Genomic DNA, 22,598 nt, shown 5'->3' with positions numbered 1-22,598 from the left:
TCATCGCTCCTCAAGCCTGGACCAGCGGGCCAGGGTTTTTCAGGTACTGCTCGCGAATGGCACGTGCAGACCAATAGGTCAGCGCGGCCACCAGCCCGGTCGGGTTGTAACCCAGGCCCTGCGGGAACGCCGAAGCCCCCGGTACGAACACGTTATGCACGTCCCAGCTTTGCAGATACCGGTTCAGGGCGCTGGTTTTGGGGTCGGTGCCCATGATCGCACCGCCGTTCAGGTGGGTGGTCTGGTAACTGGCGGTGTTGAAGTGATCCTTGACCTGCTTGCCCAGCACCGCAATGGCCTTGGGGTTCATCGCCTGAGCGATCGTGCTCAGTTTGTCGACCATGAACTGGTTCATCTTGATGTCGTTTTCCTGCCAGTCGAAGGTCATGCGCAACAGCGGCTGGCCGTAGGCGTCGCGGTAGGTGGGGTCCAGGTCCAGGTAATTGGCACGGTAGGACTGGTGCGCACCGTGGGCGTCCATCGACACCTGGTGGGTGTAGTAGTCGGCTGTGGCCTTCTTCCAGGCACTGCCCCAGGCAGGCGTGCCCGGCGGGTTGGAAGTGCCGGCAATCGGCCGGCTGCCAGCCTGGTTCACCCACATCGGCGAGCCGCCGACAAAGCCGTGGGGGCCATGGTCGAAGTTGTCGGCATTGAAATCGTCAATGGCAATGCCGTTGCCACCCGCGCCGATGAAGTTGTTGGTGTAGGTGTTTTTGTCGAAGAACGCCTTGACCGTGCCCATGTTCTGGTAGGCAAAGTTACGCCCGACCACACCTTCGTTCTTGACGGGGTCATAAGGCTTGCCGATGCCGGAAAGCAGCATCAGGCGCACGTTGTTGAACTGGAACGCCGCCAGGATCACCAGCTCCGCCGGTTGCTCCACCTCGCGCCCCTGGGCATCGATGTAGGTCACCCCGGTGGCTTTGCGCTTGCTGTCGTCCAGGTTTACCCGCAGCACATGGGCATTGGGCCGCAGCTCGAAGTTGGGCACCTGGCGCAGCGCCGGCAGAATGTTCACGTTGGGCGAGGCCTTGGAGTACATGTAGCACACGTAACCGCTGCAGAAACCACAGAAGTTGCATGGCCCCATCTGTGCCCCGTATGGGTTGGTGTAAGGCCCGGAGGTGTTTGCCGATGGCAGGTTGTAGGGTTTGTAGCCCAAGCTGGTGGCAGCTTTTTCGAACAGCCTGGCCGACACCACGTTCTTCTGCGCGGGCAGCGGGAAGGGGTTGGAGCGGTCCGGCGCATAGGGGTTACCACCCTTCCCTTCACCGACCACCTGGCCGTTGACGGTCCACGCCTGGCCTGAAGTGCCGAAGACCTTTTCGGCGAAGTCGAAATACGGTTCCAGCTCTTCGTAACTGACGCCGAAGTCCTGGATGGTCATGCCCTCAGGGATGAACTTGCGCCCGTAGCGCTCTTCGTAGTGGCTGCGCAAGCGCAACTCCACCGGGTCGACCCGGAAGTGCACGCCCGACCAGTGCAGGCCCGCGCCGCCCACGCCCTTGCCCGGCAGGAAAGCACCGAGCTGGCGATTGGGCAGCGCGACGTCATTCACGTTGTGGCGGACAGTGACGGTTTCTTTCGACACATCCACGAACAGCTTCTTGCGCACGCTGTAGGTCAGCTCATCGATCACTTGCGGGTAGCTGCCTTCCGGGTAGGTATCCTGCATCGGCCCCCGCTCCAGGGCCACCACGTGCAACCCGGCCTCGGTCAGTTCCTTGGCCATGATCGCGCCAGCCCAGCCAAAGCCAACGATGACCGCATCCACTTTGTTCAACACAGTCGCCATGCCTCAGGCCCTCTCGCCACGGATCGATACAGCCGGGAACGGGTAAGGCTCGTTGCGTTCGACCCAGTCCATGAAATCGGCGCGGGCGCCGGGGAAGCCGATCTGGGTCCAGCCGACCATGCCTTTGTTGCCACCATGGATCGGGTCGCAAAAGAACCCTTCACGGGTGTTCTGCACCAGCAGGCTGAAAAACACCTTGGCCGGGACCGTGTCGAATACCAGCTCTCCTGCCTCGACTTTCCCAAGAATACGGTCGCGGGTAGCGCTGTCTTGTTCAGCAAAAACCTGCCCACCATTAGCTTTGCACCAGCCGTCCACGGCAGCAATGCCCAGACGGTAGATTTGTTGCGGGCTGAGCTGTAGTTGATAGCCCAGTTCGGGCGCAGCGTCGGCGTTGAACGGGCCTTGCATGTACCACTGCGCGCCAGTGGCGTAGGGGGTGTTCATCTGCCGGTCGATAAACTCGGCGGCGCCGGCTTCGAGTGCGCCGGGGCCAAGCTCATCGGCCGGGATGATGCGCGACACCGCAGCTTGTACAAAGGCCCATTCTTCGGCGCTGAAGAACGTCGGTTGATAGTGGCCCGCAGGCGGCGTGGCCGGCACTTGTGGTGGCTGATGCGGTTGCGGGGCCGCAAGCAGCTGGCTGGCGCCCACGCCAAGCCCTGTGCTGGCCACGGTCACGACTGGGATCAGGGTCAAGGTCTTGCGCAGAAAATCCCTGCGCGGGTTGTCTGGGGCATGCTCAGGCATTGCGAATCCTCATCGGCTGTGCGGCGGCCTTGATTAGCGCCATCTGCTTTTCTGTGGGAGGTGATCTTGATAGGCCATCAAGAAGACAGCCGAATAATCTAGCGCGTTCAGAAATATTATGAAACCGGTTTCATACTTGACATATCATCACGTTAGCCACCCGCATGGCTGAAGGGTCAAGGCTTTTTTCACATCTGTCTCACCCTCTACCGACATCCCGCTACCTACAGTGCCGACGCTCTCTTATGGAGCGAGCTGACTGGAGTGGCAAATATGCTGCAAAGTGTTATCGACCCATCACCCGCCTCACGCCATGCGCAGGTACACCGATTGCCTTGGGGCAAGGCGTTATTCGCAGTCTTGTGCGTACTGTCAATTCTGGGTGTTGCAGCAGCCTGGGCGCATACCCGCACGGCCATCGCTGACCTCGGCACCGCCCATCACCTGCAGCACAGCGGGCTCGAAGCCGCCTGGGCGAAAGGCTCGGTGATCGTGGTGCTGCGCCATGCCGAACGCTGCGACCGCTCCAGCAGTGCTTGCCTGGGTGACCCCAGCGGTATCACGGTCGCGGGCAGCCATGTTGCCGCCGATGTAGGCCACGGCCTGCAGCATCTTGGTCTGGGCGCAGCCGATGTGTGGGCCAGCCCGGAGGTGCGGACCCGGCAGACCGCACAGGCCATGTTTGGTAAGACCATTGCCACGAAAGGCTGGCTTAATCAATGTGACGGCCACTTCGCCGAAAACGCCCTTGCCCTCAAGCGAAACGGCCACAACCTCGTGCTGGTCAGCCACAGCGGCTGCATGGAACGGCTGGAGCAGGCGCTCGAAGTACCTGCCAGCACGACCTCGAACAGCTATGCCAGTGCCCTGTTCATCACCCAGGGCAACGATGGCAAGGCGAAACTGCTGGGCCAGATAGCAGCCAGTGAATGGCGCAAACTCGTTGATGCCAAGGAGCTCTGAACATGCCACCCTCTCGCACCACTTTTTACCGCAATAACCTGCTGCTGCCGCTGTTGCTGGCTGCCATCGTGTTCATTGCATTCGACCTCACAGAGCTCGATCGCTGGATCAGCAACCTGCTGCTCGACCCGACCACCGGCCAGTTCCCGCTGCTGCACAACCAGTGGTTCGAGAAAGCCACCCACAAATGGCCGCGCATCCTGCCGGACTGGACCGGTGAGCTCGCCGTCATCGGCAGCGTGCTGTCGTTCATCTGGCCGCGTCTGGCCAACCGACCTCAACTGGGCCTGACCCGGATGCTGGAAAAGGCCCGTATCGCACCGGTGCTGCGCTTTACCACCCAACATCGCCGCGACCTGCTATTCGTGGTGGTGGCATTCGCACTGAGCACCACCGTGATTCATTACCTTAAAAGCCATACCAGCGTGTATTGCCCTGTGGAAACCACCCTGTATGGCGGCCCGCAGGCCCGGGTCGAGTGGTTCGAAAACTTCTCGTTATGGAGCAAGGCCGGTGATGGCCGCTGCTGGCCGGGGGGCCATGCCTCCAGCGGGTTTACTTTGTTGGCGCTATATTTCGTGGCCCTGCGCCACCGCTGGGCGCATGCGCGCAAGTTGCTGGTGGCAATTCTGCTGATCGGGTTCGTGTACGGAACTACCCGCGTGCTGCAGGGCTGGCACTATATGTCTCATACGTTCTGGGCCGGGATCTTTGTCTGGCTTACAACTTGGGCAACGGCATTGTTCTTCTACGGGCGCGTCGCGTTGCAGACGCCTGAAAACAGCCCTGCCACACGTGTCACTGCTGCGCCGCAGCCCGCTTAGCAGAGGCTTACAAGCCCCCAAAATTAACAGTAACTTATACAAACTTGTCGACCCATTCTCTGCTGATAATAATTTCAAAACAACTTGAAGCGAAGCTTCCTACAGCTATTTAGGAAGTTTCAATCTCCCATAGAAATTGATTCCTCGTTAGTCTTCAGGCTTTCGCGAATTGCTTGCGCCCGGTCACAGGGAAGTTCGCAGGCATTGCGTGAATTGACCTGCTAATTGACGAGGATTAAGGATGTCCAGACGGTCCGATTGCACTGAAAACCCGGTGCCGCTCAAGAAAAAGCCAGTCCTGCTTGAGGATATGGAGCAAAGCCAAGAGCCCCGTCCCGGCGCTGATCCTCAAGTCGCAATGGCGCTCCCCGGCTACCCCGCCGACCCGGAGTTCCAGCTGCGTGGCGGCTTCGAAAACCTGATGCTCGACGCGGCGAGCCCGCTGTTCGGTCTGGTCATTCGCCTGCGTACGCTGGATGACCTGCCCAACATCGCCTATGTGCACAAGACCGTGCAAAACCAGGTCAGCAACATCCGCGAAGAAATCCAGCAGCACGGCTACCCCATCGTGCACCAGGAAGTCTATTCCTATGCCCTGTGCCTGTATCTGGACGAGGCCGTGATGAGCCGCCCCTGGGGCAACAATTCGTGCTGGAGCCACGAGCCGCTGCTCAGCATCTTCCACGACGAAACCCAGGGCGGCGAAAAGATCTTCGTGCTGCTCGAACGGGTCATGCAGGCGCCCAAGGAATTCCAGGATGTACTGGAGTTCCTGTACTACTGCTTCTGCCTGGGCCTGCGGGGCAAGCACGCCCTCGACCCCAAGTGCGAAGACATCATCAACGCCTTGATCTCGCGCATGCACACGGTCATCCGCGAACTGCGTGGCCCCATGCCGCAAGAGGTGTGCGACCCCTACACCAACGTCGTTCATTGCCCCCACCGCCCGCGACGCTGGGAGTGGCCCTGGTGGAGCCCGCTGGTGATCTCGGCCGTCGCCATGGTCTGCGCTTACAGCTACTACAGCTACCGCCTCGACCTGCTCACCGCCGAAGTCCTGGAATCGCTCGACGCGATTCTGCAGCAGTAGCAGGGGACGCCACATGCCTAGCCAATCCGATTTGCGCTTTACCTTCCAGCCGCTGGTGGGCCGGAGTGAATTCGAAGTGGTGTCGTTCGAGCTGGACGAAGCCATCAGCACGCCGTTCCAGCTGAAGCTGGAACTGGTCAGTTTTGAAGACGATGTCGACTTCGGTCAGTTGCTCGACAAGCCGGTGCTGTTCACGATCTGGCACGGCGAGCGCCCGCTGCGCTACGTGCACGGCCTGGTCAGCACCTTCAGCCAGGGTGAAACGGGCTTCCATCGCACCCGTTATCGCGCCCTGGTCGAACCCGTGCTGGCCCGCGCCGGGCTGCGCTCGAACTGGCGCATCTTCCAGCAGAAAACCGTGCCGCAGATTCTCGAGATCATGCTCAAGCGCCAGGGTATCACCGGCTACGAGCTGAGAAGCATCGACAAGCACGAGGTGCGCGAGTTCTGCGTGCAGGCCGGTGAAACCGACCTCGACTTCATCGCCCGCCTGGCCGCCGAAGAGGGTTTCATCTACCGCTTCGAGCACACGCCAAAACTGCACAAGCTGCTCATCACCGACCGGCTGCTGGGGCTGGGGCAGCTCAGCCAGGGCGCCATCAAGCCCGATGACGATGACGAGGACGAAGGCTTTTTCGAGCCGGACGACACCGACCCCAACCAGGTGCTGTACCACGCCAACAGCGGCGGCGATCAGGCCAGGCCGTGCCTGCGCCGCCTGCGTTACAGCGAGCAGGTACGTACCGCGCGCCAGGTGCAGCGCGACTACACCTTCACCCACCCGGCCTACCGCCAGGAGCAGCGTGCCGAGGGCAGCGACCTCAGGCACCAGTCCACCACGTACGAGCGCTTCGACTACCCCGGTCGCTACAAGCGCGAGGCCGTCGGCGCCCCCTTCACCGCCACCCGCATCACAGCCTGGCGCCATGACGCCCACCTGGCCGAGGTCGAAGGCGACGATGTGCGCCTGCAACCGGGGCTGAGCTTCACCCTGATCGGGCACCCGCGCGAAGACCTGAACAGGCATTGGCGGGTAAGCCGCGTGCACCACGAAGGCACCCAGTTCACCAGCCTTCAGGAGGAAGCTGCAGGTGCCCGGCAAGGTACCCGCTACTGCCAGAAGGCTGTGCTGGTGCCCGGCAGAACCGAATGGCGCCCGGCGCCGTTGCCCAAGCCGCGCATCGACGGCCCGCAGATGGCAACGGTGGTGGGGCCCAGGGGCGAGGAGATCTACTGCGACCCATGGGGCCGGGTGAAGGTCAGCTTCCCCTGGGACCGGGAAAGCCAGGACAACGAGTTCAGTTCCTGCTGGGTACGCGTGTCGCAAGGCTGGGCCGGCGGCAGCTGGGGTTCGATGGCCATTCCGCGCATTGGCCAGGACGTGATCATCCAGTACGTCGACGCCGACCCGGACCAGCCGATGATCACCGGGCGCACCTACTGTGGCAATCAGCTGCCGCCGTATGACCTGCCCAAGCACAAGACGCGGATGACCATCAAGAGCCAGACCCATAAGGGCGATGGTTTTAACGAACTGCGTTTCGAGGATGAACTGGGCAAGGAGGAAGTGTTCATCCATGCCCAGCGAGACCAGAACAACATCGTCAAGCACGACGAAACCACGCGGGTGGGCAACGACCGCACGGAACGCGTGGAACGGGACGAGACAATCTCTATTGGGCAGGACCGTCGCGAAGAAGTAGCCCGTGACGAGTCCGTCGGCATTGGCCAGAACCGGGTACATGAAATCGCCAACGACGACAGCCTGAGCATTGGTCGCACCCACACGATCACCACAGGCAAGGATCGAATCGAACAGGTAGGCAACCACCGCCAGGACATCACCAAGGCCAACCACACGGTAGAAATCGGCGGCCATCTGGAACAGGTCGTGGCCGGTCACCACAACCTGAAAACGGGTGAAGCTATCCGGCACACCACCAAGGTCTATGACATTCAGGTCAGCGAAAGCCTGACGATCAGGAGCCCGGCGGGCCTGCTTCGAATCGATGGCGCCGGTATCACGCTGGACGGCCTTGCGCTGTCCTTCAAAGGGCCGGTCAACCAGCAAGCTACGGGTAGCAATCGCATCACTTCAACTTCTGGTGTACCTGAGCCCGGCGAACCTATTTGCCTCAGCTGCCTGCTGAAAGCGATCGCCGACGGCCACAACATGATTCGCATGGAAGGAGCAAGCTGATGCCCAGCCCATTTGTCAGAGCGATGGTCGAGGTGCTGCGAGTATCCGACCGTTACCGCCTGAGCGCCATCGTGGAAATGGCCAATCTGGCTCCCGAGGTGCAGGAAAGACTGACCGGGTACTACGCCGACCGCTGCTGGCCACTGCTGCAGCAAGCCCAGTTCACCAACCTGCGCACAGCAGGCCCCTGGTTGTTTGGTTCGCGCCCGGGCTCGGATGTCTCGGCCCAGTATGATTTTCAATGGCAACTCGAGCAGGGTGCAGCGGGCGCAGTATGCGGCTGGATAGTCAGCGCCCTACCCCCCGACCGGCTTGCGCGGCATTTAAGCCGCGCCAACATCGTCACGGGTGCTGACGGCCATTCGTACCTCCTGCGCTTTCACACCGCTGCAGCCTTGCAAGTGCTGGATACGCACCGTGAACTGCCCGGTGTAAGCGAATGGCTGGCGCCCATCCACCACTGGTGGTCGCCCGTCGCGCACCCGAACAAGCGGGTGTGGCTGCAGATATCCGGTGGTGATCAGCCCCAATCCACGCACTTCCCGCCCATCACGCTGAACGAAGCGTGTTGGGCCGAATTGGCAGGTGACCCACTGAGCTATCAGCTTGCCGAGTTGCTCAAAGGCGAGCCGTCCTGCACTGCCCTGGCTGCCGCTTGCCACGGCACGCGGGTTGGCTTGATCCAGCACTACCTGGATCAGGCACGCGAGCAAGGCCTGGACCGTGAGGACGATCTGATCAGCTATGTGCTCATGTTGGCTCGCGGTGGGGAACAACTCAGTAACTCACCGGCCTGGCAGGAGGCGATTGCCGCCACCCGCGAGCAACAGACATCCCTGATGGACAATGTGCAGCGATGCCTGCGCACCAAGGACTGAGGCAAATAACCATGGACTCTCTGAGCGAAACCCTCGAGCTGTGCAGGCGTATCACCACCGGCTACCGCCCCGCCCTGCGCAACAGCCCGGTCGCCAACTGCACCCGCCGCTTCGAACTGTTACCCCTGCGCTACGCCGCCATCGGCGGCAACCCGGCACAACGTGCCCGCCTGCCGAAACTACCGGGCTATCTCAGCCCCTTTCAGGACGTCGGCGAGTTGACCCACTCCAGCTACGCCATCCGCCCCCTGCGCGAGGGCTTTCTCTACCTGCTGATCAAACGCCACAGCGCCCCTGTCTACGAGTGGCACAGCCAGTACCGCGTCGCGCCAAATGGCTCACTGCTGTACATCAGCGCCGACTCACCGTGGGAGCCCGCCCCCCTCACTGGCAATCTGGATGACATCATCCGCAGCTTCGGCTGGACCATCACCCTGTACGACCTCGACGACATCCAGGAGCTGCGCCCATTGTTCAGCCCCTCCCCGCTGACCCCGCGCATGCTCGACAATTACCGCCTGCTTGACGACGAATACCGCAGCAGCCTGCCTGCGATCGATATCGCCCGTTTCATCCAGCCCTCCGACGCCCCACCCCAGCCCCACGTGCTCAAGCATGACCAGCTGAATTGGGTGGCTGACTTCAAGGCACAGCACGATACAGACCTGCAGGCGCTGCTGGACCTGCAGCCGTTCAACAATGACCAGATCGTCTCGCCGCACGCCTCACGGCAAGCGCTGGCGCCGCTAATGAACCAGAGCAAACCCCGGGGCGCCGCCATCGTCATCGAAGACGCCCTCGGCATTACCCAGGAGCTCAACGCCTGGCGCAACGCCGCTGTCGAGGATGTGAAGACCAAGTGGCTGGAACGCACCGTGGAACCCGGCGTGGACAACGAGCGCAAGCTGCTGGTCGCGCAGTCGTTCCTGGAGATCGAAAAGCTCTACCCGCAGATGATGGCCGAGCAGATCGTCAAGCGCGAAGTCATGGCTGAAAACATACGCAACCAACCCTACGTGCACGCGGAGATCTACGCGTTTTCCGAACGGGCCAGGCAGCAGGCCGATGCCCATGATGAACGCATGAAGCCTCACCTGGCGCAGTTCGAGCGCGACGTCCGTGCCAAGGTCCAGGCCCGTCAGGAGGCTGGCGAGTTCAGCAAGAAGTTCGACCAGAAATACGGCCACCTGGTCGACCGTCAGGCCATGCACGATCAGCTCGAAGCCTTTGAGCAGGCCATGCAACAAGCCCAGCAAGCGGCAGAAGACCGCGCCAAGGACCATGCCCGCTGGGTAGTCAGCGAACGTTTGCTGCAAGCGCTGGACCGTTACGATAACGCCGACCTGATCAACGGCCTGGCCTTTGCCGAGCAGACCGGCCAGTGCGTGATCGGCATGGAGTTGAGTGAATGGGGCACCAAGGTGCTGGACCACTGGTGGCGCAGCGACGTGGCCGACCGGGGCAACCTGGCGATACGCGGCATCAGCTATAACCAGGACGACCTCCGAGAGGTGCTTGCGGCGCTGCTGGAAACAGCCAAGGCCGAACCACCCGCAGAATCCAACTTCACGCTGGCCGAAGGCCTTGCCAAACGCGCCCATGCCGCAGCGAATGCCTTTGCACGCATCAACACGCTGTATGAAGAACTGCAGAAGCGGAACAGCAGCGTCAGCATCGGCCTGTATGGATGGTACGTCGCGCTGGGGCGACAGGTACTGAGAACCGGGGCACCGAGCAGCCCAGACCGAGCGATGCACCATGGCCTGCGCCTGGCGTTGTTTGCTTCGGTACATGAAACGGCTGTCGAAATACGCGTGAGTGAAGCTGCACGAAGTGGGCAGCCAATCAATCCGCAACGCACCGGTGGCCAGATTGCACGGTACTTGGATCAAGCCTGGGCCGAAGGGCTAATGCAGGCTGATAACAAGCAAAGTGATTTCTATAAAGTTCGTGCTGCGGGCCTGATATGCCTCATCGAAGGCATGCTGATGGCCTTCAAAGCCCGCGAGCTGCCTGACAGTGATGCGCGGGTGAAGACCGAACTCTTGGCGGCCGCGATGACCACGGCTGCTGCGGGTTTTGAAATTGGGGCCAGCTATGTAGACCAAGTGGTCACCCGATACGGCGCTAACAGTGTGACTGGGAAAGGGGCGGCCGCAACATTGGGAAGGTTGAAGCTATGGGGGGCGGGATTGGCTGGTATCGGAGGTTCACTACTGGCGTGGTGGGATTTCACAGATTCGGTTGAGCACTTCAAAAGCAGCCAGAGTGGCGCTACCAAGCAGGCTCAAAAAAACTCTAGACTCTTGGCTGCTACGTATTTTGTAAGAGGAATGGCGACAATAACCCTTTCGCTAGCAGAGTTAGGAACAGCAGTCGCGATTGCAAAGCCTCTCTTCGAATACCTTTCTCATAATGCCAAAACCAAGCTGGCTAGGATGGTATCCACGTCCTTGAGAGAGCTTGCAAAAAAGCTCGGAACGCAAGCCGCTCGGCTATTACTTGCCCGCCTCATTCTTGGCGCTTTCTGGATCGGCCTGGTCCTGACAGTGATAATTTACATATTTGAAGACGACGCTTTGGAAAAGTGGTGCAAACGCAGCAGTTTCCGCCTTGCAAAGAACTTAAAACCGTTTGAAGAACAGGAAGAACTAAAGACCCTGCACACCGCATTCAGCGAGGTATTGTGATGTATCTGATCGAATGGGGTTTTTGGCAAATGGCTACTGAATCCGAAGCTGCGCGAAAAGCATATGAAGCAGAACTGACACCGAATGAGAAGCGTCAAGATTTGTATGAGGGCGAGCTGGATGAAGAAATGCACTTTCAGCCCGTTAGTGAAAACCCACGCGCAAGAGGCCCTGTATTCGCTTTTAACGACATCTTCTTAGACATTCGCTGTGGTGGCTCAGAAGAAAAGCGCGGCCTTATTACGCTCGCAACGCTCGGAGCCATCGCCCCGGCCGTTGCTGTGGGACTTTACATCACCACCGGGTTTATTTGGATGGACATCACAGACCCTGAGGGTCGCTCTGTAATCACTATTCTTACAACGCTTATAATGCTCTCAGTCACCTCGACCTTAGTGTATCTTTATTCAAAGTATGGAATTCACTTAACCCGACTAGAAATGCTGACTAGCCGTCACCTACTCATTCGCTTCAATCGAGCAACCCAACAAGTTCACCTACATCGACCGAAATACTGCGGCGGCATCGTCACTTTCCCCTGGAAAACAACCGGAAGCACAGCCATCGACCCAGAAGATGACTCACTCAGCTTGGGCATGCGACTAGGGCTAGTCTGGCACCCCAGCCGCACCGGCCTTCCCCACATGGAAATGGCCCTACTCGGCAAGCAAGGCCAAGGCGGCAGCGAACTGCGTGACGAGTGGGAATTCATCCGCCGCTACATGGAAGAAGGCCCACACGCCGTCCCCCGCCCCCGCCTGAGCACACAACTCCCCTCACCCATCCAGGCATTCAGCGCCCAGTTCGAGGGGCTCGGGCGTTTCTTCCGCAAAAGCAGCTGGTTGTTCAAAGTTATCCTGCTGTTCGTGTGGCCCGCTTTCGTCATCGTTGGCACCGGCCACTGGCTCAGCCTGCTGCTGTGCTGGCGACCGCGCTGGCCGAAAGTAATCCGCGAGGCCGGCTTGCCCGGCAAGCCCGTACCACCCGTGACCACCCTGAGCGACTACCCACCCGCAATCCAGGAGCGCCTGCTCGCCAATGCCTACCGCTGGCAGCTCAAACCCGGCAAACGGCCTGAGAAAAAGCCACGTAAACCACGCAAGTCCAAAGCGGGAGAGAAACCGGCCAACCCCACAGAGTGATTGCGTCAGAACTCGAACGTGTACCCCACAATCACCCGGTTCTCATCCGCTGCATCGGCAAAATTCGAGCGCATGCTCGCATTGCGCCAACGCAGCGACACATTCCGGAGCGCCCCCGATTGCACCACGTAGGTGACGTCCGTGGTCCGCTCCCACTCCCGCCCTTCTCCGTCGCCAGCCGCCAGCGCCCTGCCCTTGACGCTGGCAATGCGCTGCGGGTCGACCTGGTCGCCCTTCACATAACGCACGTTGAACGTGAGCCCAGGGATGCCCACTGCAGCAAAGTTGTAGTCATAGCGCAGCATCCACGCCCGTTCGTTGGCCAGGGCAAAGGTGCTGACCTGCTGTTCGCTGAACAGGTAAGTATCGGTGCCACCCACGTAGGCGTATGCCGTATCGCCACGCACTTTCTGATACCCCCCGCTGAATGTATGGCACGCTGTACCCGAAGTTGGTACTGAGGGTCTGGTTGTCGACTTCGCCCAGCAACGCCCGGCCCTGCTCCTGTGCATTGAACCAGCGCCACTCGGTGAACACATCCCCCGACCCGAGACGGGTCTTGAACTTGAACCCGGCAAAATCCCGCCGGAACAGGTCTTCGAGCGCGCTGGTGTGAACGCTCAGGGTCAGGTTGTCCAGCGGCTGGTAATCGACACCGGCGTAGCGCAGACGATCACTGGTGACCGTCGACGAATAGGCCCCTTGCTGCGCCATGGCGGTCAGGTCCTCGTAGTCGGTGGAGTCACGCAGTTTGGTGGCATCCACCTGCAGCAAGGTGAGCGTAAACCGGTTCAAGTCCTTGCTCACCAGTTGCGCACCGTTGAACCACTGGGGGAACAAGCGGCTGTTGTTGGACGCCAGCAACGGCAGTTGTGGGCTCAGGCCACCCACTTTCAACTCACTCTGCGCCAGCCTTGCCTTGAAGGTAGCCACAGCCTTTGTGTAGTCGTCCGCGGCGCGTTTGTCGCTACCCCGCGGCAACAGGCCGGAACCACTACGGTCGGGGGTAGAGTCCAGCTTGAGGCCCAGCATGCCGGCTGCGTCCAGACCAAAGCCGACCTGGCCGTCGGTGTAGCCAGACTGCAAGCGCAGCATGAACCCCTGGGCCCATTCACCGCGTCGCGATTGCGCGGCGCTGTCACCGTGAAAGTCGCGGTCGAAATAAAAATTACGCAGTTCCAGGCTACCGCTGGCGCCATCGATGAAGCCGGCCTGCGCGTTTTGACAGGCGCAGCAAAGCTGCCCCGAGCATCAGCGATACTCGCCGGGAAGTAATGATCATGGGTGTGCCTTGTTCTTGTTGTTGTTCGAAGACTCAGCGCCAATCAGGTTCGGGGGTTGCGCACGTAGCGCATTACCACCAGGCAGGCGATCAGGATCAGCGGGGCGATGGACAACATGCCCATGGAGTTGCTACCAGTGAGATCATTGATCTTGCCCACCATCACCGGTGCGACGATGCCGCTTAGCTGCCCGACCGAGTTGATTGCAGCAGTGCCGGTGGCAATTGCCAAGCCCGAGAAGGTCGATTGGGGGATGGTCCAGAAGATCGGGATGGCGATGAAGGTACCCGCGGTGGCCAGCACCAGCGCGGCCATCATCGCCAGCGACGAGTCGGCGTACAGGCACGCCAGCAAGTAACCGATAGCTGCCGCCAGCAGGCAGTACACCAGGTAGCGCTTGCGCTCGCCGGTACGGTCAGAGCGACGGGTCAGCAACACCATGCCCATGCAGGCCACCGCGTAAGGCAATGCCGACAGCACACCGACCCACAGCATGTCCTGCACACCTGACGACTTGATCAGGTGCGGCATCCAGAAGTTAAGGCCATAGGACGCAGTTTTGATCACGTAATAGATGAACGCCATGATCGCCACTTCGCGGGTCAGCAATACTCGCCAGATCGAGCCGAGGATGGGTTTTGCGGCGCGTTTGTCCTGGGCCAGGTTCTCCGCCAGCAGGTCCTTCTCCTCGCGGCTCAGCCATTTCGCTGCCTCAATGTCACGGTCCAGCTTCCACAGCACCAGCAGGCCCAGCAGCACACACGGCAGCCCGGACATCAGGAACAACCAGTGCCATCCCGCGAGCCCCAGCACGCCGTCCATGGTCCCCAGCAAAAAGCCCGCCGCCGGGCCGCCCACCGCACCGGCCAGCGGCACCGCCAAAAACCACAGGCCATTCATCTTCGCCAGGTGCTTGCGGGGGAACCAGCATGCCAGGTAGAACAGGATCGCCGGGCCGAAACCGGCCTCCATCACGCCGATCAGAAAGCGCAGGAAATACAAAGTGTACTGGGTATAGGCAAACACCAGCGCCGCCGTTGCCAGGCCCCACGACACCATGATCCGGCAGATCCACGCCGGTGCCCCGTAGCGCTTAAGGCCAAGACTGCTGGGCACTTCGAACAGCACATAGCCGACGAAGAACATGCTAGCGGCCAGGCCATAGGCGGCATCGCTGAGGCCCAGCTCTTGCTGCATCTGGGCCTTGGCGAAACTGATGTTGATGCGGTCGAAGTACGAGAACAGGAAGCAGATGATGGCCAGCGGCATGATGCGCCAGGCCACACGGCGGTACAGCAGCAGTTCATTGATGTGACTGTCGTTGCGCTCGCGCGCCAGTTCGCCGGTCATGGCAACCATGGTGGATCTCCATTCTTGTAATTATTGGAGAGCAGCGACGCATCGAGGGGCGCCGCCAGCAGGTGTTTCAGCGGATGCGGATCAGTTTCTCCTTGAAGCTCTGGCCTTTTTCGACGTACTCGGCGGCGTTGCGCTGCATGCTGGCGATGGCCTCGGCCGACAGCTCGCGCACCACCTTGGCAGGTGCACCCAGGATCAGCGAGTTATCGGGGAATACCTTGCCCTCGGTGACAATGGCACCGGCACCGACCAGGCAGTTGTTGCCGATGACCGCACCATTGAGCACCACCGCCTGGATGCCGATCAGGGCACCATCGCCAATGGTGCAGCCATGCAACATCGCCTGATGGCCGATGGTCACGCCCTGCCCCACCGTCAACGCAAAGCCGGGGTCGGCATGCAGCACCGCACCTTCCTGCACGTTGCTGCGCTGGCCGATACGGATCGGTTCGTTGTCGCCCCGCAGTACGGCCTGCGGCCATACGCTGACGCCTTGCTCGAGGGTTACGTCGCCGATCACGGTGGCGTCCTCGGCAACAAAAGTTTCCGGGTGCAGGTTGGGCGCCAGGGTGTCGTATTGGTAAATCGCCATCTCAAACCCTCCTCAAGCTGCGTCGTCGGTTTTTAGCACGCCGGCCGCGCACAGCTCGGCAATGTGCTCATCGCTGTAACCCAGTTCGCGCATCACCTGGCGGGTGTGCTCGCCAATCCGCGCTATCGCCCGGCGTGGCTGCAGGCGCTGGCCGTCCAGCGACAGCGGTAGCAACGGCATCGGTGTGTGGCTGCCGTCTTCAAGTTGCAGCTCTGCCATACCGCCGCTCTGTTGCAGGTGCGGGTCGTCGAATAATTCTTCCGGGCGGCGGATGGGCGCAAAGGGTATGCCGTTGGCCTCCAGTTGCAGGGCCAATTGCCCGGCGTCGAGTGACGCGAACACCTCGGCCAGGTGCGCCAGCAGCCGTGGCCGTTGCAACACACGGTCGTTGTTACTGGCCAGTGTCGGGTCATCAAGCAAGGTGGTCTGCCCCAGCATCTGGCACAGCGCGTGCCATTGCCCTTCACCGGTGGCGGCAACGAACATCTGCTCGCCACCGGCGAAGGTGAACACGTCATAGATGGCCCAGGCACTGATGCGATTGGGCATCGGCGCTGCTGCCTCGCCGGTGACCACGTACTGCTGCATGTGCTGGGCTGCCAGCAGCACGCAGTTCTCGTAGAGGGCACTTTGCACCTCTCGGCCGCTGCCGGTGGTGTGGCGCTCGTTGAGGGCCGCCAGCACGCCAATGGCGCCGAACATGCCGCCCATGATGTCGTTCACCGAGCTGCCCGCGCGCAATGGGCGGCCCACTGGCCCTGTCATGTAGGCCAGGCCGGCCATCATCTGCACCACCTCGTCCAGCGCCAGGCGGTTGTCATAGGGCCCGCTGAGAAAGCCTTTGTGCGAGGCGTAGATCAGCCGTGGGTTGCGCTGGCGCAGCGCGGGGTAGTCCAGGCCCAGCGTGTGCATGCGACCGGGTTTGAAGTTTTCGATGAACACGTCGGCCGTATCGATCAGTTGCAGGACGGCCTCGCGGCCCTCGGGGGTTTCGACATTCACGGCGATGCATTGCTTGTTGCGGTTGAAGGTGCGAAAGAAACCCGCCCCCGCGCCCAGCAGACGGCGCGTGCCGTCGCCGCGCACGGGTTCGATCTTGATCACTTCGGCGCCAAGGTCACCGAGGATCATGCCGCAGGTCGGGCCCATGACCATATGCGAAATTTCGACGACGCGGATGCCGTCCAAGGGAAGTCTGGACATCGTGGTATTCCTCGTTCAGGCGGGTCAGGCGGGGTCGGTGGCGTCAGCAAAGTTCAGCGGTAGCCCGGCGCGGGCGATGCAGCCGTAAAGGGGCTCGCCCGGCAGCGCCTCGCTCAGCACATGGCGCGACTCGATCAGTGCAGGCAAATTGATCCCGGTGTCGTAGCCCATGCTCTGCAGCATGAACACCAGGTCTTCGGTGACGGTATTGCCGGAAGCACCAGGGGCGAACGGGCAGCCCCCCAAACCTGCCAGGGAGGCGTCAAGCTCGCGGATGCCCTGCTGCACCGCGACGAGGCTGTTGGCCAGGGCCAGGCCACGGGTGTCATGAAAATGCGCGGCCTTGAGGCGCTCACCGGCAATCGCCCGCACGGCCTGAAGCACCACCGCCACCTGGCCCGGGTTGGCGTAGCCAGTGGTGTCACCCAGCGAGACAAGGTCGCAACCGGCTTCGATCACATGGTGAGTCAGTGCACACAGGTCGGCCAGCGGGACATCGCCCTGACGCGTGCAGCCAAAGGCAACCGACATGCCGGCAATGATCTGCACATCATGCAGGGCCATTTCAGTACGCAGCTGGCACATGCGCCCCAGTTCTTCGACCATTTGCATGGGCGTGCGGCGCACGTTGGCCAGGCTGTGCGCCATGCTGACCGATACCGGCGCGACGATGCGATGGGCGCCAGACTCAAGTGCGTCCCTGGCGCCGCGCAGGTTCGGGGCCAACACCGTCACCTGCAGGTCGGGGTATGTGAGGGCGTGGGCCACCACTTCGCGGGCATCGGCCATTTGCGGCAGCAAGCGTGCCGGTACGAAGGAAGCGACCTCCATGTGGCGCACGCCGGCGGCGTACGCGGCGTCGACCCAGCGGCGTTTGGCGGCCGTTGGCATGGTCGTCTGCAGGCTCTGCAGGCCATCGCGCAGGCCGACTTCGTTGATTGTTATTGTTGTCATCTCGGTCTCTCTGGCTGAAGCGTTGCGCCAGACTAAGAGCTGGATGACGAGCAGAAAAGACGTGTTTCACGGGCTGATCCATCGTCAGCCACGATGGATCAGCCCGCCACCTGCCAGGGCGGTGCCCGCAGCAGCAGGTGGTCAAGCAGGCGCCGTGCCGACAGCGAGAGCGTGTGACGGGCGCGCATGCAAATGACGAATTCGCCAAGCGCCCAGTCGTCAGTCAGCGGAATGACCCGCAGGTCGAACAACGCCGCATAGCGGGCCACGGCTTCTTGCGGGAACACCGCCAGGCCAAGGCCGAACTGCACCAGCCGGTAGGCCGCGTCGAACGACGATACATACGAACGAAAGCACAACTCTTTGCCCGCCTGTGCGGCGCTTTTACGCATGAAGGCGTTCAAGGTAGCGAAGGCCGAAAGACCCAGGTGGTCGTAACTCAGGGTTTCCTCGAAGGCAATCTGGCTGCGGCCGGCCAACGGGTGATCAGCAGCAACGATCACGGCCAGGTGATCCTGCCGGTACGGTACGAACTCCAGGTCACCCGCCGCCATGGATTTGCGGCAGATGCCGAGGTCTGCATTGCCCTCGGCCACGCCACGAACGACATCGGGGCTGAAGCGCTCTTCGATATCGGCCTGGATCAGTGGGTTTTGCAGCATGAACGCCGACAGTTCCTCGGGCAGAAAACCCATGATCGACGATACATTGGCCAGCACCCGCACATGGCCGCGCGCGCCGTCGGCGTACTCGCTCAGCTCGCTGTCCAGGCGCTCCATGGCGCGGGTCATTTCCCGCGCATGGCGCAGCAGCGCCAGCCCCGCCGGGGTAGGCTCAACGCCGCGCTTGCTGCGTTTGAGCAAGATAGTGCCAAAACGTACCTCGATGTCAGAAATACGTTTGCTGACGGCGGAGGGCGCCATGAATGCACGCTCGCCAGCGCGGGCGATGGTGCCTTCTTCGCAGACGACGATGAACAGGCTCAGGGAAAGGTGGTCGAGGGGTTGCATCGCTTGACTCGGCAGGGGAAAGGGACCGCCGGTGCAATGTAGCAAAAACCACATTTGCTGCGAAAACTGGGTTTGAATCACTTGCCCCAATCCCCAACCTTGGGGCAACGCAGCCCATTGCCAGCCGCCTCCAGAATACGTCACGAAAAGGCTCGCCCCCTTGCTCCACAAGGCCCGCACCGCAAAATTCAAGTATTGGCACAGCTCTTGCCGATCTCCTCCCAGACGCCCCAAGTCCATGGGCCCGTTTGCAGGAGGAATTGACTCATGCACCGACCGATACCCCACCCGCTGGCAGTGGCGATTTTCGCCGGCATGCTCCAGCTCCCGGCGCAGGCTGCCTTGAATGCTGTCGATCCAGGCGCATACGTTCCCGCCAACGGCGGCTTCCCCGCCTGGTACCAGGACAGCCACGGTCGTACCCTCGACCTGTGCCTGACCAAGGCGGTCAGCTCCAGGGTTGCCGGCGCGCCCGGCGCACCGTCGTACATGTGCACGCTGCTGCCCACACCCGGCGTGTTCGACGATACCCAACCCATCGCCTTCCCCACCAACTTCCCTGACGAAGCATTCTGGTTCACCGCCGACGCTGCCATCGTCGACGCCGCCCGTGGCATCGACCTCAGCTACGGCACGGCGATCGAAGCGGCATTTGCCGCCGAAGAACCGGTTGAGGGTGACCAGGTCAGCTTCGCCCGGGTGCGCATCCGGGTCGATGTACCCACCGCCGGCACCTACGTGGTCACCCACCCCTACGGCGTGGAAGTGTTCGATGTGCCTGCCGCCGGCCGCCGGGCGATCAACATGACCCGCGACATCGGCATCGCCGGCGCAGGCGACTTCACCGGCGCGCTGAAGGGCGACGTCGGGCCTTTCCTGCGCAGTGTCAACGGCCCCTACACCGAAGGAAATGAACGCTTCATCGGTGACCCGAACCTTGAGGAACGGGTAACCGGCAGCCCGTTCAACACCAACTTCGTGCGCATCGAAGGCCCTGGCGGCATCGACCTGCGCACTGAACTGTTCGCCATTTCGGGCAAGCTTTCAGAAGTGGCCCTGCCAACCCCACTGATGCCACAGCGCAGCACCTACTCCCGGCACACCGAAAACGGCGACTTGCGCGCCCAGCAAGACATCTTCGTGATGGCCCCGCCGCCGCCAGCCAGCGTCACCCTGACCAGCCAAACGCCCAACCTGAACCTCACCGAGGCCAACGGCACTGGCGCCTGGTACGCCCAGTCGGCCCTGAACCCGGCGGCCGGCACCCTCGTGACACTGACCGCCGACAACAGCGTGTCGATCCCCACCAGCAGCCTGACCACCACCAACATGCCGCTGACCGACCTGGTCACCATCACTCAGGCCCAGTACCGCCTGTCCACCGGCGAGCTGACCCTGGTGGCCAGCACCAGCGACGAAACCACCCCGCCCGTGCTCACCGCACAAACCGGCAACGGCACGTTGATCGGCAACCTGGGCGGCACCGGCGCCGTGAAGACGTTGAGCATGACCCTGTCGCCCATCCCACCGGCCAAGGTGCAAGTCACCAGTGCCAATGGGGGTAGCGACACCGAAGACGTGGTGCTGGTGCCATGAACAGACAAAGGCTCAGCCTTCAAGGAGGCCGCATGAACACTTGGTCGCGCCGTGCGCTGTTCGCCGCCGGTTTTTCCCTCACCGTTACCAGCGCCGCCTTTGCCGCGTTGTCTGATGTCGACCCGGGGCCCTACACCTTCGCCACTGGCGGCTACCCGATGTGGTACAAGGACAGCCTCAACCAGTCCCTGGAACTGTGCCAGTCACGCGCGACCAGTACCCGGGTGCCCGGCACACCGGCCGCACCGTCCTACATGTGCACCCTGCTACCAGAGCCCGGCATCTACGACGATGCATTGCCGCTGGTGTTCCCCGACAACTGGCCGCCAGAAATGTTCTGGTTCCTGGCCGAAGCCACCATCCCTGCCGTTGGTAACAGCGGCTACGAACTGGATGCCTACGTTGCCGGCCTGGAAGCAGCCTTTGCTGCCGAGAACCCGGTAGACGGCGACCAGCAGAGCTTCGCCCGTATCCGTATCCGTGTGTCTGTACCCCGTGCCGGTGTATACACCATCACACACCCCTACGGTGTCGAGACCGTGAACGTCACCACGCCCGGTCGTCGAGCGATCAACATCACCCGCGACATCGGCATCGGGGCACCGGGCAACTTCACAGGGGCGCTCAATGGCGCTCTCGGGCCATGGCTGCGCGGGGTGGGCGGGCCTTACACCGAAGTCAATCCGGACACCGGCGCCACCGAAACCTTCATCGGCGACCCTAACCGGCCGGAAGCCGTGGCCGGCAGCCCGTTCAACACCAACTTCATCCGCATCGACGGCCCGCCCGGTCGCATCGAGACCGCGCTGTTCACGGTCTCGGGCAAGGTGCTGGACCCACGCGCGCAAACCCCGGTCACCCTGGAGCGCGCCACCTACTCACGCAATGGCAGCGGTACCCGTGTGGAAGTGTTCGCCAAAGCGCCGAAAGAGGCCAGCCTGTGCATGCGCAATGGCCTGGCACTGGTCGGCACGCCGCCATCGCCCTGCCAGTTCACCCTGACGGCAGACAACAACGGCCTGTTCTTCCACCAACAGCTTGGCCAGACTGCACCGCCTGCGGTGGTAGTGGTCACGGCCAGCAACAGTGCCGGCGGCACCCAGCCGACCGCGTTGTCGAGCAAGCTGACCGACGTGGTCAAGGTCAGTACCGCGCGATATGACTGGGCCAACAAGCGCCTGCTGATCGAGGCCAGGTCCAGTGATGAGGTAGCGATCCCCGACATGCTCGCCCAGGGTTACGGCCGCCTGTCGAAATCGGGCACGCTGCAAAGCATCACGATCAACGACGTGGCGCAACCGCCAGCCACCGTGACAGTCAAATCTGCCCATGGTGGTGCTGACGTAGAACCGGTGCTCGTGGTCGGCAACGCCCCCGTCGAGGCGGCCAACCAGCCACCGCTGGCCCAGGCTGACATCGGAAGCACCAGTGTCGGTATCCCGCTTACCCTCAACCTGCTGCTGAACGACAGCGATCCGGACGGCAACGTGCCACTGACCATCAGTGACCTCACCCAACCCGGTACCGGCCTTGGCGGCGTCGTGCTCAACGGTACCACCTCGGTTACCTACACCCCGCCAGCCGGGGCTACGCAACCGCTGGTGGCCACCTTCAGCTACCGGGCGGTGGATTCCAAAGGCCTGAAGTCGGAACCGGCCACGGTCACGATCAACGTTGCGCCTAACCGGGCACCGACCGCCAACCCGGAAACCGTCGCCACCCTGGGCGTGCCATTGACCATCAACGTGCTGGCCAACGACACCGATCCAGAGGGCAACGTGCCGCTGGCCGTTGCTGCCGTCACCCAACCGGCCGCCGGCCGGGGCACGGTCAGCACCGACGGCACCACCGTCACCTACACCCCACCGGCCACGGTCACTGCAGCCTTCACCGCCACCTTCACCTACCAGGCACGTGACTCGCTGGGGGCGCTATCCACCCCGGGTACGGTCACCGTCAACGTGTCGCCACGGCCTGCCGCCGAAACCTTCGCAGTCACGGCAGCCACCGTCACGGCGCGCTCCAACAACCGGTACAACTGGGACATCAGCGGTACCTCATCGGTAACCACGGGCAACGTTGTCACCGTCCGGGTCACCACTACCACCGGCGTGCAAACGCTGGGTACCACCACGGTACCCGTGACCGGCCGCTGGCGACTGGCAGTGAGCAACAGCACCACGATCATCCCGACCGCCGCGCCGACGGCAACCATCACCACCAGCCCGGGTACCACCCGCACCGTCAACGTGGTTGTGCAGTAAAGGCG

General features: G+C 62.0%; 16 protein-coding genes and 1 pseudogene. 9 read left to right on the top strand and 8 right to left on the bottom strand.

From position 1 onward, the window contains the following. Positions 1 to 10: 10 nt before the first annotated feature. Complete coding sequence (locus OZ911_RS13870; protein ID WP_023047892.1) at positions 11 to 1,795, bottom strand: GMC family oxidoreductase; 1,785 nt, start codon at positions 1,793 to 1,795, stop codon at positions 11 to 13. Positions 1,796 to 1,798: 3 nt separating this feature from the next. Further along, entirely contained in the window at positions 1,799 to 2,545 is a 747-nt protein-coding gene (locus OZ911_RS13865) for a gluconate 2-dehydrogenase subunit 3 family protein (protein WP_016486771.1), read from the bottom strand. A 273-nt stretch (positions 2,546 to 2,818) separates the two neighbouring features. Between OZ911_RS13865 and pmrG the strand changes: the two genes are divergently transcribed. The 7 genes from pmrG to OZ911_RS13830 all read left to right on the top strand — a co-directional run bounded on the left by pmrG (position 2,819) and on the right by OZ911_RS13830 (position 12,332). Further along, on the top strand, positions 2,819 to 3,508 hold the full coding sequence (gene pmrG / locus OZ911_RS13860) for a lipopolysaccharide core heptose(II)-phosphate phosphatase PmrG (RefSeq protein ID WP_016486770.1): 690 nt from the start codon (positions 2,819 to 2,821) through the stop codon (positions 3,506 to 3,508). 2 nt (positions 3,509 to 3,510) lie between these two features. Then, a complete protein-coding gene (locus OZ911_RS13855) occupies positions 3,511 to 4,332 on the top strand; it encodes a phosphatase PAP2 family protein (protein ID WP_023047893.1) in 822 nt (273 codons plus the stop codon). Between the two features lie 241 nt (positions 4,333 to 4,573). Beyond that, the gene (gene icmH, locus OZ911_RS13850) at positions 4,574 to 5,422 is read left to right on the top strand and encodes a type IVB secretion system protein IcmH/DotU (protein WP_268968681.1); all 849 of its coding nucleotides are present in this window, start codon (positions 4,574 to 4,576) and stop codon (positions 5,420 to 5,422) included. Between the two features lie 13 nt (positions 5,423 to 5,435). After that, entirely contained in the window at positions 5,436 to 7,622 is a 2,187-nt protein-coding gene (locus OZ911_RS13845; RefSeq protein WP_268968680.1) for a type VI secretion system Vgr family protein, read from the top strand. Beyond that, positions 7,622 to 8,500: a DUF4123 domain-containing protein gene (locus OZ911_RS13840; protein ID WP_016486765.1), complete on the top strand. Its 879-nt coding sequence runs from the start codon at positions 7,622 to 7,624 to the stop codon at positions 8,498 to 8,500. The genes OZ911_RS13845 and OZ911_RS13840 overlap by 1 nt, the downstream gene beginning before the upstream one ends. Positions 8,501 to 8,511: 11 nt before the next feature. Then, positions 8,512 to 11,190 carry a T6SS effector BTH_I2691 family protein gene (locus OZ911_RS13835; RefSeq protein WP_070086610.1) on the top strand — a complete coding sequence of 893 codons (2,679 nt, stop codon included), beginning with the start codon at positions 8,512 to 8,514 and terminating at the stop codon, positions 11,188 to 11,190. After that, on the top strand, positions 11,190 to 12,332 hold the full coding sequence (locus tag OZ911_RS13830) for a DUF6708 domain-containing protein (protein ID WP_031311976.1): 1,143 nt from the start codon (positions 11,190 to 11,192) through the stop codon (positions 12,330 to 12,332). Before OZ911_RS13835 ends, OZ911_RS13830 begins: the two co-directional genes overlap by 1 nt. Positions 12,333 to 12,337: 5 nt before the next feature. Here the strand turns inward: OZ911_RS13830 and OZ911_RS13825 are convergent. The 6 genes and pseudogenes from OZ911_RS13825 to OZ911_RS13800 all read right to left on the bottom strand — a co-directional run bounded on the left by OZ911_RS13825 (position 12,338) and on the right by OZ911_RS13800 (position 18,733). Further along, positions 12,338 to 13,614, bottom strand: a pseudogene (locus OZ911_RS13825) (OprD family porin). Positions 13,615 to 13,657: 43 nt separating this feature from the next. Continuing rightward, a complete protein-coding gene (locus OZ911_RS13820) occupies positions 13,658 to 14,974 on the bottom strand; it encodes an MFS transporter (protein WP_016486761.1) in 1,317 nt (438 codons plus the stop codon). A 67-nt stretch (positions 14,975 to 15,041) separates the two neighbouring features. After that, positions 15,042 to 15,566 (bottom strand): gamma carbonic anhydrase family protein, encoded by a 525-nt coding sequence (locus OZ911_RS13815; protein WP_016486760.1) that lies wholly within the window; start codon positions 15,564 to 15,566, stop codon positions 15,042 to 15,044. Positions 15,567 to 15,578: 12 nt separating this feature from the next. Beyond that, the gene (locus OZ911_RS13810) at positions 15,579 to 16,769 is read right to left on the bottom strand and encodes a CaiB/BaiF CoA transferase family protein (protein WP_031311977.1); all 1,191 of its coding nucleotides are present in this window, start codon (positions 16,767 to 16,769) and stop codon (positions 15,579 to 15,581) included. Positions 16,770 to 16,793: 24 nt separating this feature from the next. Further along, the gene (locus OZ911_RS13805; RefSeq protein WP_016486758.1) at positions 16,794 to 17,723 is read right to left on the bottom strand and encodes a hydroxymethylglutaryl-CoA lyase; all 930 of its coding nucleotides are present in this window, start codon (positions 17,721 to 17,723) and stop codon (positions 16,794 to 16,796) included. A gap of 98 nt (positions 17,724 to 17,821) precedes the next feature. After that, positions 17,822 to 18,733, bottom strand: coding sequence for a LysR family transcriptional regulator (locus OZ911_RS13800; protein WP_023047902.1), 912 nt, complete (start codon positions 18,731 to 18,733; stop codon positions 17,822 to 17,824). A 267-nt stretch (positions 18,734 to 19,000) separates the two neighbouring features. Here OZ911_RS13800 and OZ911_RS13795 point away from each other — a divergent pair, with 267 nt between their 5' ends. Together OZ911_RS13795 and OZ911_RS13790 are read left to right on the top strand one after the other, a co-directional pair. Further along, the gene (locus tag OZ911_RS13795; protein ID WP_070086609.1) at positions 19,001 to 20,329 is read left to right on the top strand and encodes a hypothetical protein; all 1,329 of its coding nucleotides are present in this window, start codon (positions 19,001 to 19,003) and stop codon (positions 20,327 to 20,329) included. Positions 20,330 to 20,361: 32 nt separating this feature from the next. Next, positions 20,362 to 22,593: an Ig-like domain-containing protein gene (locus tag OZ911_RS13790; protein WP_023047903.1), complete on the top strand. Its 2,232-nt coding sequence runs from the start codon at positions 20,362 to 20,364 to the stop codon at positions 22,591 to 22,593. Positions 22,594 to 22,598: the final 5 nt, after the last annotated feature.

It is taken from the genome of Pseudomonas fortuita (genome assembly GCF_026898135.2).
Taxonomy (GTDB): domain Bacteria; phylum Pseudomonadota; class Gammaproteobacteria; order Pseudomonadales; family Pseudomonadaceae; genus Aquipseudomonas; species Aquipseudomonas fortuita.
This window is presented reverse-complemented; position numbering and strand designations above follow the sequence as displayed.

What these genes read in the sequence shown, in the direction of transcription:
- OZ911_RS13870 (WP_023047892.1), bottom strand. Translation starts at nt 1,795, where the DNA reads ATGGCGACTGTGTTGAACAAAGTGGATGCGGTCATCGTTGGCTTTGGC.
- OZ911_RS13865 (WP_016486771.1), bottom strand. Translation starts at nt 2,545, where the DNA reads ATGCCTGAGCATGCCCCAGACAACCCGCGCAGGGATTTTCTGCGCAAG.
- pmrG (WP_016486770.1), top strand. Translation starts at nt 2,819, where the DNA reads ATGCTGCAAAGTGTTATCGACCCATCACCCGCCTCACGCCATGCGCAG.
- OZ911_RS13855 (WP_023047893.1), top strand. Translation starts at nt 3,511, where the DNA reads ATGCCACCCTCTCGCACCACTTTTTACCGCAATAACCTGCTGCTGCCG.
- icmH (WP_268968681.1), top strand. Translation starts at nt 4,574, where the DNA reads ATGTCCAGACGGTCCGATTGCACTGAAAACCCGGTGCCGCTCAAGAAA.
- OZ911_RS13845 (WP_268968680.1), top strand. Translation starts at nt 5,436, where the DNA reads ATGCCTAGCCAATCCGATTTGCGCTTTACCTTCCAGCCGCTGGTGGGC.
- OZ911_RS13840 (WP_016486765.1), top strand. Translation starts at nt 7,622, where the DNA reads ATGCCCAGCCCATTTGTCAGAGCGATGGTCGAGGTGCTGCGAGTATCC.
- OZ911_RS13835 (WP_070086610.1), top strand. Translation starts at nt 8,512, where the DNA reads ATGGACTCTCTGAGCGAAACCCTCGAGCTGTGCAGGCGTATCACCACC.
- OZ911_RS13830 (WP_031311976.1), top strand. Translation starts at nt 11,190, where the DNA reads ATGTATCTGATCGAATGGGGTTTTTGGCAAATGGCTACTGAATCCGAA.
- OZ911_RS13820 (WP_016486761.1), bottom strand. Translation starts at nt 14,974, where the DNA reads ATGGTTGCCATGACCGGCGAACTGGCGCGCGAGCGCAACGACAGTCAC.
- OZ911_RS13815 (WP_016486760.1), bottom strand. Translation starts at nt 15,566, where the DNA reads ATGGCGATTTACCAATACGACACCCTGGCGCCCAACCTGCACCCGGAA.
- OZ911_RS13810 (WP_031311977.1), bottom strand. Translation starts at nt 16,769, where the DNA reads ATGTCCAGACTTCCCTTGGACGGCATCCGCGTCGTCGAAATTTCGCAT.
- OZ911_RS13805 (WP_016486758.1), bottom strand. Translation starts at nt 17,723, where the DNA reads ATGACAACAATAACAATCAACGAAGTCGGCCTGCGCGATGGCCTGCAG.
- OZ911_RS13800 (WP_023047902.1), bottom strand. Translation starts at nt 18,733, where the DNA reads ATGCAACCCCTCGACCACCTTTCCCTGAGCCTGTTCATCGTCGTCTGC.
- OZ911_RS13795 (WP_070086609.1), top strand. Translation starts at nt 19,001, where the DNA reads ATGCACCGACCGATACCCCACCCGCTGGCAGTGGCGATTTTCGCCGGC.
- OZ911_RS13790 (WP_023047903.1), top strand. Translation starts at nt 20,362, where the DNA reads ATGAACACTTGGTCGCGCCGTGCGCTGTTCGCCGCCGGTTTTTCCCTC.